The following is a 13429-nucleotide window of genomic DNA, read 5'->3' as shown; positions in this document are numbered from 1 at the left end:
CCTGATGTTCCGCTGCACCGACGTCTCGAAGCGGTTCGGCGCCACCCAGGCCGTCGCGGGGGTCTCGCTCGAGATCCCCGCCGGCCAGGTCCTGGCGCTGATGGGGGAGAACGGGGCCGGCAAGTCGTCGTTCATGGCGATGGTCGCCGGCGAGGTCGTGCCCGACGAGGGCGAGCTCTCGGTCGACGGTCACGTCCTCCGCGGCACCCCGGCGGACAGCCGCGGTGCCGGGGTCGCGATCGTCCACCAGGAGCTGAGCCTCTTCCCGAACCTCACGGTCGGCGAGAACATCTCCCTCGGCCGCGCTCCGCGCAACCGGATCGGCCTGACCGACCACCGCGCGGTCCGCGCCCGGGCGCTCGACGCGCTCGAGCGGGTCGGGTTCGAGATCGAGCCCGACCGGCCCGTGGCCTCGCTCGGTGCGGCCGAACGTCAGCTGGTCGAGGTCGCCAAGGCGATCGCGACGACCCCCAAGCTGCTGATCCTCGACGAGCCGACCTCGTCGCTGGAGCAGGGCGAGGTCCGGCTCCTGCACCAGGCGGTCCAGCGGCTCACGGCCGAGGGTACCGCCGTGATCTTCGTCTCCCACCGGCTCGACGAGGTCTTCCAGTTCTCCGACCTGATCGCGGTGATGCGGACCGGCGCGCTGGTCGACGCCGCGCCCGTCGCCGAGTGGGACGAGGACCGGCTGATCCGGACGATGGTCGGTCGCGAGATCGAGCAGCTCTACCCGCCGCGCGCGGCCCCGGCGCCCGACGGCGCCGACGTCCTGCTCGAGCTCGACGCGGTCAGCGGTCACGGCGTCCACGAGATCTCGCTCGCGGTCGGACCGGGACGGATCGTCGGCATCTCCGGGCTTGAGGGCCACGGGCAGCACACCGTCGCCGAGCTCGCCGTCGGCGTCCGCACCCCGGACGCCGGCCAGCTGAAGGTCGACGGCCGGCCGACCCGCCTGCGCAACCCGCGCGCGGCGCTCCGCTCCGGGATCGCCTACGTCCCGCCGAACCGGCGCGAGGCGGGGCTGTTCCTGCCGCTGTCGATCCGCGACAACCTCGCGACGGCCGCCCAACGGCGGCTGCACCCGCACGGGATCGTCAGCCCGTCGCGCGAGTCGCGGGCGATCGACCCGGTGATCGAGCGGCTCCAGCTGCGCTACAGCTCGACCTTCCAGCGGGTCTCCGACCTGTCCGGCGGCAACCAGCAGAAGGTCCTCTTCGGGCGCTGGCTGCTCGTCGGCGACCTCCGGGTCCTGGTCCTCGACGACCCGACGCGCGGCGTCGACGTCGGGGCCCGGGCCGAGATCTACCGGCTCCTCCGCGAGCTGACCGAGAACGGAATGGGAGTGCTGCTCGTGTCGACCGACATGCTCGAGCTGCTCGGGCTCGCCGACGAGATCCACGTCATGTACGAGGGACGGATCACCGGCGTCGTCGACGGCGCCGAGGCGACCGAAGAGCGGATCATGGCGCTGGCGACCGGGCGGAAGGCCGCATGAGCGCCGTGCTCGGGGCGACCACCCGCTCCAACCTCCGGCCGACGATCCCGATCTGGATCATCACGATCGTCGCGGTCGTCGTCGCCTACGCGATCTCGGTCCCGTTCCGCTCCGGCACCAACGTCAGCTCGCTGCTGCTGGGGATGGCCCCACTGCTGCTGGTCGCGGCCGGGCAGGGAATCGTGATCCTGACCGGCGGGATCGACCTCTCGGTCGGCTCGGTCGTGAGCCTGGCGACGGTGCTCGCCGCCTCCACGATCGGGATCGACGGATCCGGGACCTTCAACGTCGTGCTGGTGCTCGTCGCCGGCCTGGCGATCGGCACCGCCAACGGGATCGGGGTCGTCGCCGGGATCAACCCGCTGGTGATGACGCTGGCCTCGATGGGGATCGTCAAGGGCGGCGCGCTGCTGATCATGGACTCGCCGGGCGGGGCCGTCCCGACCGGCCTGCTCGAGCAGCTGACCTGGTCGTTCGGCTCGATCCCGATGGTCTTCGTCTTCGCGCTGCTGGTCGTCGTGGTGATCTGGCTCGGGACGAGCGAGACCCGCTTCGGGCAGTCGCTCTACGCCGTCGGCCACAGCGCCTCCGGCGCCCGCCGCGCCGCCCTCCGCAGCAACCGCGTGCTGATCGCGGCCTACGCCCTCAGCGGTCTCTGCGCCGCGCTCGGCGGGCTCGCGCTCGTCGGCCGCGTCTTCTCCGGCGACCCGCTGATCGGCGACGCGTTCGCGCTCGACTCGATCACGGCGGTGCTGCTGGCCGGGATCGCCGTCACCGGCGGTCGCGGCGCGATCCTCGGGGTGATCCCGGGCGTGCTGCTGCTGGCGCTGGTCGACAACCTGCTGAACCTCGCCGGCGTCTTCTCCTACTACCAGTACATCACCAAGGGGCTGATCCTGATCGTCGCGCTCGCGCTCTACAACGCCGCGGGCGGCGAGCTCAAGATCGCCGGGATCCGCCTGCTCGGACGCCGCAACGGCGACGACGAGGAGGCGACGGCATGAGCACCGAACCGGCACCCGCCGGGCGGCTCCAGTCGCTCTCCCGTCACCGCGGCCTGCTCGTCTCGTACGGGCTCGCGCTGGCGTTCGTGATCGCCCTCGGGCTGACGACCAAGAACGGCTTCGCGCCGAGCCGGATCCTCGACATCATCGGGCAGGACGCCCAGCTCGGGATGGCCGTCGTCGGCCAGGCCGTCGTGATGCTCGCGGGCGGGCTCGATCTCTCGATCGGCCCGGTCATGAACCTGGCCAGCATCGTCTCCGCGGTCGTGATGGACGGCAGCAACGGCAACATCGCGCTCGCGGTGCTGCTGACCCTGGCCGCCGGCGGCGCGGTCGGGATGGTCAACGGCCTGCTGGTCAGCAAGCTGCGGATCGCGCCGCTGCTGGCGACGCTCGCGGTCGGCACGATCGTCCAGGGCATCTACTACGTCTGGACGGAGGGCCAGCCGAAGGGCAACGTGGCCCCGGCCTTCCGCTCGATCGCCGATGACCGCCTGCTCGGGATCCCCGTCTCGCTGCTGGTCTGGCTCGCGCTCTGGGCGATCGTCGCCTTCGTCCTCTACCGGACCACCTGGGGCAAGGGCCTCTACGCGACTGGCGCCAACCCGCGGGCCGCCTGGCTCTCGGGGATCGCGACCGACCGCAAGGTGATCGGCGCCTACGTGATCGCCGGCCTCTGCGCCGCGGTCGCCGGGATGCAGCTGACCGCCTACTCCGGGACCGCCTCGGTCAACGCCGCCGACAGCTACACGCTGATGACGGTCGCCGCAGCGGTGATCGGCGGGGTTGCCTTCGTCGGCGGGATCGGCGGCCTCGCCGGACCGTTCGCCGGGGTCCTGGTGCTCGTGTTCCTCAACACGATCCTCGAGACACTGAACGTTCCCTCGGCCGCCCAGTACATCGCCCAGGGACTGATCCTGATCGTCATGATGCTCGTCACACGCAGGCTGATTCGCGGGACCGGGGGCCGGGAGGACACATGAGCAGTTCCGAGAACAGCCTGTCCGCATCGCGGCTGGCGCCGATCGACACGAGCACCGGCGTACCGATCTACCGCCAGATCGTCGAGCAGCTGATCGGGCTGCTCGAGGCCGAGGCGACCGGTACCCGGCTGCCGTCGGAGGCGGAGATCGCGCGCGCCGTCGGGGTCAGCCGGGGCACCGCCGTGCAGGCCCTCCGCGAGCTCGAGCACCAGGAGCTGGTCGTCCGGGTCCAGGGCCGGGGCACCTTCAAGGCCAGCCCGAAGCCGGGCAGCTTCACCCGCGACCTCCAGTCGGGGCGGCTGCCGAGCTTCACCGAGGACCTGCGACGCGCGGGCCACGAGACCCGCGAGCTGGTCCGCCGCTGCGACCGGGTCGCGGCGACCGCGACGGTCGCGACCGCGCTCGGCGTGCCCGAGGGCGCTCCGGTCTGGGCGCTGGAGCGCACGATCCTGGCCGACGAGCGCCCGGTCGTCCACCTCAGCTCGTGGCTGCCGGTCGCGGTCTACGACGAGCTCGACGGCGACGAGATCGCCTCGGCCTCGCTCTACCAGTACCTCGCGACCCGCTACGGCGACGCCGGCCGGCCGAGCTGGGCGGACGAGGAGTACACCGCCGGGACCGCCGACCGCGACCTCGCGGCGACGCTCGGCGTGCCGCTCGGGTCCGCGGTGCTGGTGGTCCGCCGGACGGCCTTCGTGGCCGACGGGCAGGCCGCCGAGTTCGTCGAGAGCTTCGTCCGCGCCGACGCCTACCGGGTCAAGATCACCGTGCTCCCCGCGAACGGGGACGGCACGCCGCACCCCGTCCCCGCGCTCGCGGACAACCAGCGGTGAGCGCGGTGAGCCGGCCGCTGCTGCTCGGCGTCGACATCGGGACGTCGAGCGTCAAGGCGCTGCTGCTGAGCGCCGACGGCGAGGTCGTCGAGGTCGCCCGCGCCGAGCACGCCCTGCACCCGACCGCGGGCGTGGTCGAGGCCGACGCCGACGGCTGGTGGACGGCGACCCGCGCGGCGATCGCCGCGCTCGACTCCGACCTCGCGACGGTCGTCGCGGTTGGCCTCTCGGGCAACATGAGCGCGGTCGTGCTGGTCGACGACGCGGGCCGGACGCTGCGCCCGGCGCCGCTGCTGGCCGACCCCCGCGGGGCCGCTCAGATCACGGGGCTCGGTCCCGAGCTGCGGGCCGCGATCGAGCAGGCCGGCGGCAACGCCCTGACCACGGCGATGTCGGTCTCGAGCCTGCTCTGGCTGCGCGACGCCGAGCCGGAGCTGCTGGACCGGGCGGCCGCCTGGCTCAGCGCCAAGGACCACGTCCGCCTGCGCCTGACCGACGTCGTCGCGACCGAGCCGACCGACGCCGCCAACTGCTGCTTCCTCGACGTCGCCACCCGCGCGTGGCGCTTCGACCTGATCGAGCGCGCCGGGCTGCCCGGCCGGATCTTCCCGCCGCTGCTCGACGCCGCCGAGGTCGCCGGCCAGGTGACCGCCGCCGCGGCCGCCGCGACCGGGCTGCCGGCCGGGATCCCCGTCGTCGCCGGCGGTGGTGACATGGCGACGGCCGCGATCGGTGCCGCCACGACCGCGGCGGGGGCGGTCTGCATCTCGCTTGGCACCTCGGTGACCGTGATCGCCGCGCTCGGCAGCGAGCCGCCCGATCCCGCCTGGCGCGGCCAGCTCACCTACCACCCGTTCCCGGGGGCGGCCGGCGGCTACGCGCTGGCCTCGCTGCTGACCGGCGGCCTGGCCCTGAACTGGCTGCGGTCGCTGGCCGGCGGCCGGATCGACTTCCCGAGCGAGGTCGTCCCCGATCCCGCCGACCCGCTGGTCTTCGTGCCCCAGCTCGCCGGCACCGGAACGCCGGACTTCATCCCAGAGATGCGCGGCACGCTGCTCGGCCTGACGCCCCACACCGGTGCGCCCGAGATCGCCGTGGCGCTGTTCGAGGCGATCGCCTTCGAGGTCGCCGACGTGCTCGAGACGCTCGGCGGCGACCGCGACCGGCCGATCCGGACGACCGGCGGCGGGACCCACGTCGACGCCTGGCTCCAGATCCTCGCCGACGTGCTCGAGCGCCCGGTCGAGGTCCTCAAGCAGACCGACGTCTCGGCCGTCGGCGCCGCCCTGCTGGCCGCCCCGGCCGCCGGCCTCGAGCTCGATCCCACGACCGTCGCCCGGGTCCAGCGCCGCCGCACGCCGCGCCCCGAGCACCGGGCCGCCTGGCGCCAACGCGCCGCCCGCTACGCCGAGGCGCGCGCGCTGGCCCTCGACTTCCACCAACGCAACAGCGCAGGAGATCCCCCCGCATGATCCGTACCGTCACGGGTGACATCGCCCCGGAGGAGCTGGGCTCGACCCTCTCCCACGAGCACCTCGTCGCCAGCCCGCCCGCGTGGATGGCGGCGAAGGATCCGGATCTCGTCGTGCTCGACGTCGACAAGGCGATCGCCGACACCGAGCTCTTCCGCGACGCCGGCGGCGCGGCGATGTTCGAGGCCAGCGCCTGGGACTACGGCCGCGACGCGTCGGCGCTGCGGCTGATCTCGGAGCGGACCGGCGTCAAGATCATCGCCTGCGGCGGCTTCAACAAGGGCCTCTGGTTCCACGAGCCGACCGCCGGCTGGACGACCGAGCAGTACCAGGAGGTGATGGTCCGCGAGATCACCGAGGGAATCGGCGAGACCGGCGTCCGCGCCGGCGTGATCAAGTTCGGGACCGGCTACAACCAGATCTCGGAGGCCGAGGAGCGCGTGATCCGCGCCGCCTGCCGCGCGCACCTGCTGACCGGCGCCCCGCTGCATTCGCACACCGAGGCCGGCACGATGGCGCTGGAGCAGCTCGAGATCGTGCGTGAGGAGGGCGTCGACCCGCGCCGGGTGACGATCGCCCACCTCAGCCGCAACCTCGATCCGTGGCTGCACCGGAAGGTCGCCGAGAGCGGCGCGATGGTCCTCGTCGACCAGCTCTCGAAGGTCAAGTACGGCCCCGAGAGCGGCCGGATCGACATGTTCGTCGACCTCGTCGACGGCGGCTTCCTCGACCAGCTGCTGGTCGGCGGCGACCTCGCCCGCCAGAGCGACATGCGCTCCTACGAGCGCGGTCCCGGGATCCCCTGGATCCTCACCGACTGGCTGCCGCGCCTGCGCGAGCGGCTGGTCGAGCGCGGCCGGACGCCCGACGAGGCCGACGCGATCGTCCACCAGGCGATGGTCGAGAACCCCCGCCGTCACTTCAGCTTCGGAGCCCCCGCATGAGCACCACGACCACCACCCTGCTGGACCAGCTCGGCGACGCCTTCGTGATCGCCACCCTCCGCGCGCCCTCGACCGAGGCCGCGCTCGGCGCCGCCGCAGCGCTGCTGGCCGGCGGCGTCCGCGCGATCGAGGTCACCTACACGACCCCCGACGTCCCCGGCGTGCTGCGGGCGATCCGCGAGCGCCACGGCGACGACGTGCTGCTCGGCGCCGGCACCCTGCTCGATCCGCACCAGGCCGAGGAGGCGTTCGCGGCCGGAGCCGGGTTCCTCGTCTCCCCGGGGCTCGACGACGAGCTGATCGCGGCGATGCAGGCGACCGGCGCGGTCACGATGGCCGGTGCGGTCACCCCGACCGAGGTGATGCGTGCGCGCCGGCTCGGCGTCGACGTCGTGAAGCTCTTCCCGGGCTCGCTCGGCGGCCCGTCGCACCTGAAGGCGCTGCGGGCTCCGCTGCCGGACCTGACCTACATGCCGACCGGCGGGGTCTCGGCGGACAACCTCGACCAGTGGCTGGCGGCCGGCGCGTTCGCGGTCGGCGCCGGCGGCGAGCTCTGCCCGGGGCCGGCCCTGGCCGCGGGGCGCTACGAGGACGTCCAGGAGCGAGCCGAGCGGTTCACCGCGGCCCTGCGCGCCTACCGGGCGCGAGACTGAGCGCATGCGCTTCGACCGCCTGACCTCCGCCGAGGCCGTCGCCGCGTTCGCGGGGCGGCCGGTCGCCCTGCTGCCGCTCGGGGCGATCGAGAACCACGGCGACCACCTGCCGCTGGGGACCGACAACGACCTCGCGCTGGGCGTCGCGGAGGCGGTCGAGGCGCGGATCGACGGGGCGCTGCTGCTGCCCCCGATCGCCTACGGCCAGGCCTGGTCGACGGCCGGCTACCCCGGCACCCTCAGCCTCTCGGTCGAGACCCTGACCGGGATGCTGGTCGACCTCGGCGTCAGCCTCCGCCGCCAGGGGATCGAGGTGCTGGCCCTGATCAACGGCCACATGGGCAACCTCGACGCGATGAAGCTCGCCGCCCGCCGGCTCTACGACGAGCACGAGATGACCGTCCTGACGCTGACCTACCCGGGCACCGCGGAGGTCACCGCCGAGGTCCTGGAGGCGCCCCGCTGGCACGGCACCTACTTCCACGCCTGCGAGATGGAGACCTCGCTGATGCTGCACCTGGCGCCCGAGCAGGTGCGGATGGAGCACGCGCGGCCGAACCACCCGGTCCCGACCCCGACCTTCGACGTCACCCCGACGCCGTGGACCGAGATCTCCGACAGCCCGGTGCTCGGCGACCCGCAGCTGGCGACCGCCGCCAAGGGCGAGGCGATCATCGACGCCGCGGTCGCGTCGATCGTCGCGCTGATCGGCCACGCCCGCCAGGCCCGCGGCTGATGTCCGGCGCCCCGGCTCCCGCGGGAGCCCCGATCCGCGCCGCCCTGCTGGGCATCCGGCACCCGCACGTCTTCGTCCGGCTCCAGCTGCTGCGCGCGCAGCCGGACGTCGAGGTCGTCGGCTTCCACGAGCCCGACGCCGCGCTCGCGGAGCGGTTCGCCGCCGCGACCGGCCTGCGGCGGTTCGCCTCGGTCGCGGAGGCGCTCGAGCTCGATCTCGACCTGGCCGTGGTCGAGGGCCTCGACACCGAGGTCCCCGGCGTCGCGCTGGAGGCCGCGCCGCGGGTCCGGGCGCTGCTGCTGGAGAAGCCCGGTGCCCCGGACCTGGAGCAGATGGACGCGCTGGTGGCTGGGCTCTCGGCGTTGCCGGTCGACGTCACCGTCGGCTACGAGCTGCACCACGCCCCGGCGGTGATCCGGACCCGCGAGCTGCTGGCGACCGGGGTGCTCGGGCACGTGACCGCCGTCCGCGCCCACGGCGGCTGCCCCAACGGCTGCGGCGACGAGCTCTGGCAGAGCGTTCCCGGCGACCTCGGCGGGGTCCTCTACACCGAGGGCTGCCACCTGCTGGAGCTGCTGCTCGACGCCTGTGGGACGCCGGAGACGGTGCTCGGGGCGGTCGCACGGCTGGAGGGCGGGACGGAGGTCGCCTCCGACGTCGTCAAGCGCGACCTCTTCGACCCGCCCGCGCCCGGCGACGTGACCCGGGTCGGCGGGCTGATGTTCGAGGACGTCGCCGCGGTGATCCTCGGCTACCCGGACAAGCTCGTGACGATGGACGTGACCGCCTGGGAGGCCGGCGACTGGGTCGAGCTGTGGCGGCTGGACTTCGTCGGCACCAGCGGCACGCTGTCGCTGTTCCCGCTCCCCGGCCGGGTCGAGCTCGACGTCCGCACCGCTGGTGGGGGCTTCGAGGTCGGGCGGATCGTCCAGCAATGGCCGCATCCGCAGGGCGAGCCGACGCTGACCGTCGATGCGGCCTACGAGAACGAGATGACGGAGATCCTCGACCGCCTGCGGACCGGAGCGGAGCCCGCGCAGGAGAGCCTCCGGCTGGCCCACGACGTGGTCCGGGTGCTGGACGCCGCATACCGGGCGGCGGCCCGGCCGGCGGTGGGCGTCGGCGGCTGAGGAGACGTCGGCGGGGCCCGGCGGGCCACCCGCGGGCGCCGAAACCCGGCGCTTGCGGGGAGGTCCTGACCGTGGCCCCGTCCGTCTGCTCGGTGGGCCAAGATTGGTCGTCGCTTTTGTCTGCGTCTCTTCCCGTTCCCCCCGGTCTTCGTCAGTGGCAGCACGAGGTGCTCGAAGCCATGACGGCGTGGCAGCAGGGTGCCTTCCTGGTCGCCGCTGCGCCCGGCGCGGGCAAGACCCGCCCGGCCCTCGAGCAGGCCGTCCGGCTGCTCTACGCGCGTGAGGCGGACCGGATCGCCCTGATCTGCCCGACCGCCCCGCTGACCCGTCAGTGGGCCGAGGCGGCCGGCCGCCTCGGCGTCCACCTCGCCCCCGACGCGACCGAGCTGACCCCGCCGGCCGGCTTCCACGGCGTGGCCGTGACCTACGCCCGCGTGGCGCAGTCCGCCGAGCGCTGGGCCGGCCAGTGCACCGAGAGCACGATCGTGCTCGCCGACGAGGCCCACCACCTCGGCGACGAGCTGGCGTGGGGCAAGGGCTTCTCGCAGGCGTTCGGCCGGGCGAAGCGCTGGCTGTTGCTCTCGGGGACGCCGTTCCGCTCCGACGCGAGCGCGATCCCGGGCGTCCAGTACGACAGCGACGGGGTCACCCAGCCCGACTACTCCTACGGCTACGCCGACGCGGTTCGCGACGGGGTCTGCCGGCCGGTCACCTTCATCCCGTTCGACGGGTCGATGTCGTGGCAGTCCGGTGACGAGACCGTCGAGGCCTCGTTCGCCGACGCCGTCTCCAGCGACCAGCGCGCCCGCCGCTACCGGACCGCGATCTCGGCCGAGCTCGAGGGCGCGCTGCCGAAGATCCTGCGCGACGCCCACCGCCGCCTGCTCGGCCTGCGGGAGACGTCGCACGCCGAGGCCGGCGGCCTGGTCGTCGCCTCCGACGGCGTCCACGCCCGGGCCGTCGCGGCCTCGCTGCACCGGATCACCGGCACGCCGCCGGTGGTGGTGATGCACACCGATCCCCAGGCCCACCAGAAGCTCGAGGCGTTCACCCACAGCAGCGAACCGTGGATCGTCGCGGTCAACATGGTCAGCGAGGGCGTCGACATCCCGCGGCTGCGGGTCGGCGTCTACGCGACGGCGGCGAAGACGGCGATGATCTTCCGCCAGATCGTCGGACGCTTCGTGCGGACGATGCCGGGACGGCCGATCGAGAGCTCGTGGCTGTACATGCCGGCCGAGCCGACGCTGCGGGCCCACGCGGCCGAGATCGACCGCGAGCTGGTCCCGTTCCTCCGCCGCAAGGAGGACGCCGACCCCGACGCGATGGAGGCGATGCTCGACGAGCCCGCGGCGAAGGCCGAGGACGAGATGGGCCTCGCGCCGGAGTTCAAGGCGCTCAACGCCGACATGGCGCCGGCCGCTCAGCTCGACCTGTTCGGCGGAGCGACGCCGCTGAGGACCGCGGAACGGGCGATGCAGCCGATCGGCGGCGGGGCCCCGTCGCCGATGGCGTCGCTGCCCGGGAGGCCAGCGGTCGGCCCGTCCGGTGGCCCGCCGGTCGCCTCGGTCGAGGTCCCGCTCTGGCAGCAGCGCCAGCGGCTGCGCGAGACCCGCCACCGGCTGGTCAGCGAGCTCGGCCGCGCCCGCCGCGCGACCCAGCGCGAGATCAACGCCTGGGTCAACAAGCAGGTCGGGGTCTCCAAGGTCGAGGACGCGAGCCTCGAGCAGCTCGAGCAATCGGTCGACCTGATCGAGCGCGCCCTGATGGGGAAGGCGTAAGGGTCCCTCTCGTCTTCCCGTGGAGTCGTGGCGGGTGGCGACCCGAGGAGGTCGTCTCGGACACCCGAGAGTCAGGTCGAGACCTGACTGAGGGTGCGCGAGACGAGATCTGACTCGTCGCCGGCCGCCACGGACCGCGCGAAAGCGAGAGGGGCCCTAAGCTCGGAGCATGCGTACCCGAATGGCCCTCTGCGCGGTCCTGCCCTACGCCGTCGCCGTCGTGGTGATGACCTTCGGGGGCTGAGGCCCGCCCCGGACTCGACGGGTCCTCCCTGCCCGGCGGGGGAACGCGGCGCGTCGAACGCGCCGCGCCACCCCGTCCCGGTCGTCCTCAGCGCAGCTTGCCGGCCTCCTTCAGCCGCCGCTGCTCAAGGGTCGATCCCGACTCGCGCCGCGCCGCCCGGGTCATCAGCCAGACGGCGAGGATCCCGCCGAGCACGCTCCACGCCCCGAGCACGAGGAAGACCTCGCCGAGCGCCCAGCTGCCCCCGAGCTCGGCGGTCTGGGCGCTGTCGGGCAGCAGCGACGAGCGCAGTCCCTGGGCGATCCAGCGCATCGGGAAGAGGCTGCCGATGACCTGGACGATCTCCGGCGACTTCGACAGCGGCGCGTAGACGCCCGAGACGAAGATCAGGGCGATGTAGGGGATCGAGATGAACCCGATCGCCTCGCGCCCGTTGGGCAGCAGCGCGCCGACCGCGACCCCGACCATCCCGGTCGCGACCAGGCCGAGCAGCGTGACCCAGACCATCGTGAACCAGCGCGCGGGCGTCGACGGCAGGTCGAGCCCGACGAACGCGGCGCTGGCGATCAGCACCAGCGCGACGGTGATCACCGTCAGCAGCAACGTGACCGCGGTTCGGCCGATCAGGTAGGTCGGGATCCCGCGGGGGAGCGATCGGGCCCGCAGCAGACTGCCGTCCTGACGGTCGACGGCGATCGCCTGGGCGAACCGCATGAAGCCGAACTGGACGACGATCACGCCGAGGAACCCGGGGATCAGGAAGGTCGACTGGCTGACGTCGGTGCCGGCGATGTCGTCGCCGCCACCGCTGGCGATCGCGACGATGATGATCGGCCAGAGCGCGACCTGGGCGAACAGCTGGCCCTTGGCGCGCCAGAGGCCGGCCCACTCGATCCGGGCGCGGTCGAGGCCGACGGACACGACCGACGGCAGCACGCTGCGGGTCTCGCTGCTCATGCGGCCAGCTCCTCGCGGCCGGTCTCCGCTGACCCGTCGCTCTCGCGCTGGTGCTCGGCGACCATCTGGAGGTAGGTGTCCTCGAGCGTCGGCCGGATCACCTCGAGCCCGGGGATCGGCGCGGTCGCCCGCTGGTGGAGGTCGAAGACGAGCCGCGACGGGTCGTCGGTCCGCTCGACCCGCGGCTGGCCGTCCTCGGTCCAGCGGACCTCCGCCTCGGTGCGGGCCTGGGCGGCCAGCTCGTCGGGGGTGCCGAGCGCCTGGAGCCGACCCCCGAGCAGGATCCCGATCCGGGCGGCCAGGAACTCCGCCTCGTCGAGGTAGTGCGTGGTCAGCAGGATCGTGGTGCCGTCGGCGGCGAGGCTCTGGACCAGCGTCCAGAAGCCGCGCCGGACCTCGGGGTCGAAGCCGGTCGTCGGCTCGTCGAGGAACAGCACCTCGGGTCGGCCGATGATCCCGAGCGCGACGTCGAGCCGCCGCCGCTGGCCGCCGGAGAGCGAGCCGACGTTCTTCTCCGTCTCCGCCTCGAGTTGGACGAGCCGCAGGACCTCGTCGACCGGTCGGGGGTTCGGGTAGTGGCGGCCGACGTGGCCGACCAGGTCGCCGACCCGCCAGCTGGCGTGGTCGGTCCAGGCCTGGAGCACGAGCCCGACGCGGGTCCGCCAGGCGGCGCCGGCCTTGGCGGGGTCCTCGCCGAGGACGCGGGCGCTGCCGCCGATCGGCTCGCGGAAGCCCTCGAGGATCTCGACCATCGTCGTCTTGCCGGCGCCGTTGGGGCCGAGCAGGGCGAAGATCTCGCCGTGGGGGATGGCCAGGTCGACGCCGCGCAGGACGGCGTGCGAGCCGTAGGCCATCTGCAGGTCGCGGACCTCGATCGCGGGCGTGCCGGGCGGCGCGTTGGCCGGGGCGGCGTCGGACGACGGAGCGGTGATGGGGGGCATCGGTCCCCACCGTAGTGGCTGGGGACGACGGGGAGCCGCGGCGGGCGACCGGAGGCGACGGCGGTGGGGTGACGCCAGGCGTACGTCGGCCCGAGGGGACCGCGTCAGCGCCCGTCACCGGAAGGGGAGGGCGGAGAGGGCCCGGGGCGGGTGAGGAGGCCGGGGCGGAGCCGCCGATCCGGTCGATCAGCGGCACGACGCCGTGCCGGCGCGCCTCACGGTCGAGGATCGTCAGGTCGAAGCGGGCGTTGAAGGC

The 13429-nt window shown here is 73.6% G+C and carries 12 protein-coding genes; 10 read left to right on the top strand and 2 right to left on the bottom strand.

Translation table 11 applies throughout. The features are described 5' to 3' along the window. Window positions 1-4: 4 nt before the first annotated feature. From ACVUH9_RS19855 to ACVUH9_RS19810, 10 genes are all read left to right on the top strand, one after another. The gene (locus ACVUH9_RS19855; RefSeq protein WP_475760119.1) at window positions 5-1495 is read left to right on the top strand and encodes a sugar ABC transporter ATP-binding protein; all 1491 of its coding nucleotides are present in this window, start codon (window positions 5-7) and stop codon (window positions 1493-1495) included. Beyond that, window positions 1492-2499, top strand: a complete 1008-nt coding sequence (locus tag ACVUH9_RS19850; RefSeq protein WP_475760117.1) for an ABC transporter permease — start codon at window positions 1492-1494, stop codon at window positions 2497-2499. The genes ACVUH9_RS19855 and ACVUH9_RS19850 overlap by 4 nt, the downstream gene beginning before the upstream one ends. Continuing rightward, complete coding sequence (locus ACVUH9_RS19845; protein WP_475760115.1) at window positions 2496-3482, top strand: ABC transporter permease; 987 nt, start codon at window positions 2496-2498, stop codon at window positions 3480-3482. The genes ACVUH9_RS19850 and ACVUH9_RS19845 overlap by 4 nt, the downstream gene beginning before the upstream one ends. Next, a complete protein-coding gene (locus ACVUH9_RS19840) occupies window positions 3479-4315 on the top strand; it encodes a GntR family transcriptional regulator (RefSeq protein ID WP_475760113.1) in 837 nt (278 codons plus the stop codon). The genes ACVUH9_RS19845 and ACVUH9_RS19840 overlap by 4 nt, the downstream gene beginning before the upstream one ends. Further along, entirely contained in the window at window positions 4312-5787 is a 1476-nt protein-coding gene (locus ACVUH9_RS19835) for an FGGY family carbohydrate kinase (RefSeq protein ID WP_475760110.1), read from the top strand. Before ACVUH9_RS19840 ends, ACVUH9_RS19835 begins: the two co-directional genes overlap by 4 nt. After that, entirely contained in the window at window positions 5784-6731 is a 948-nt protein-coding gene (locus tag ACVUH9_RS19830; RefSeq protein ID WP_475760108.1) for a phosphotriesterase family protein, read from the top strand. The genes ACVUH9_RS19835 and ACVUH9_RS19830 overlap by 4 nt, the downstream gene beginning before the upstream one ends. Next, complete coding sequence (locus ACVUH9_RS19825) at window positions 6728-7384, top strand: bifunctional 4-hydroxy-2-oxoglutarate aldolase/2-dehydro-3-deoxy-phosphogluconate aldolase (RefSeq protein ID WP_475760106.1); 657 nt, start codon at window positions 6728-6730, stop codon at window positions 7382-7384. Before ACVUH9_RS19830 ends, ACVUH9_RS19825 begins: the two co-directional genes overlap by 4 nt. 4 nt (window positions 7385-7388) lie before the next feature. Continuing rightward, entirely contained in the window at window positions 7389-8120 is a 732-nt protein-coding gene (locus ACVUH9_RS19820; RefSeq protein ID WP_475760104.1) for a creatininase family protein, read from the top strand. Next, window positions 8120-9250 carry a Gfo/Idh/MocA family protein gene (locus ACVUH9_RS19815; protein WP_475760102.1) on the top strand — a complete coding sequence of 377 codons (1131 nt, stop codon included), beginning with the start codon at window positions 8120-8122 and terminating at the stop codon, window positions 9248-9250. The genes ACVUH9_RS19820 and ACVUH9_RS19815 overlap by 1 nt, the downstream gene beginning before the upstream one ends. Before the next feature lie 71 nt (window positions 9251-9321). Further along, the gene (locus ACVUH9_RS19810; RefSeq protein ID WP_475760099.1) at window positions 9322-11031 is read left to right on the top strand and encodes a DEAD/DEAH box helicase; all 1710 of its coding nucleotides are present in this window, start codon (window positions 9322-9324) and stop codon (window positions 11029-11031) included. Between the two features lie 331 nt (window positions 11032-11362). On the opposite strand, the gene ACVUH9_RS19805 is transcribed toward ACVUH9_RS19810, so the two are convergent. Continuing rightward, window positions 11363-12232: an ABC transporter permease gene (locus tag ACVUH9_RS19805; protein ID WP_475760097.1), complete on the bottom strand. Its 870-nt coding sequence runs from the start codon at window positions 12230-12232 to the stop codon at window positions 11363-11365. Continuing rightward, the gene (locus ACVUH9_RS19800; RefSeq protein ID WP_475760095.1) at window positions 12229-13173 is read right to left on the bottom strand and encodes an ABC transporter ATP-binding protein; all 945 of its coding nucleotides are present in this window, start codon (window positions 13171-13173) and stop codon (window positions 12229-12231) included. Before ACVUH9_RS19800 ends, ACVUH9_RS19805 begins: the two co-directional genes overlap by 4 nt. Window positions 13174-13429: the final 256 nt, after the last annotated feature.

The sequence above is a fragment of the Patulibacter ginsengiterrae genome (genome assembly GCF_056269115.1).
This window is presented reverse-complemented; position numbering and strand designations above follow the sequence as displayed.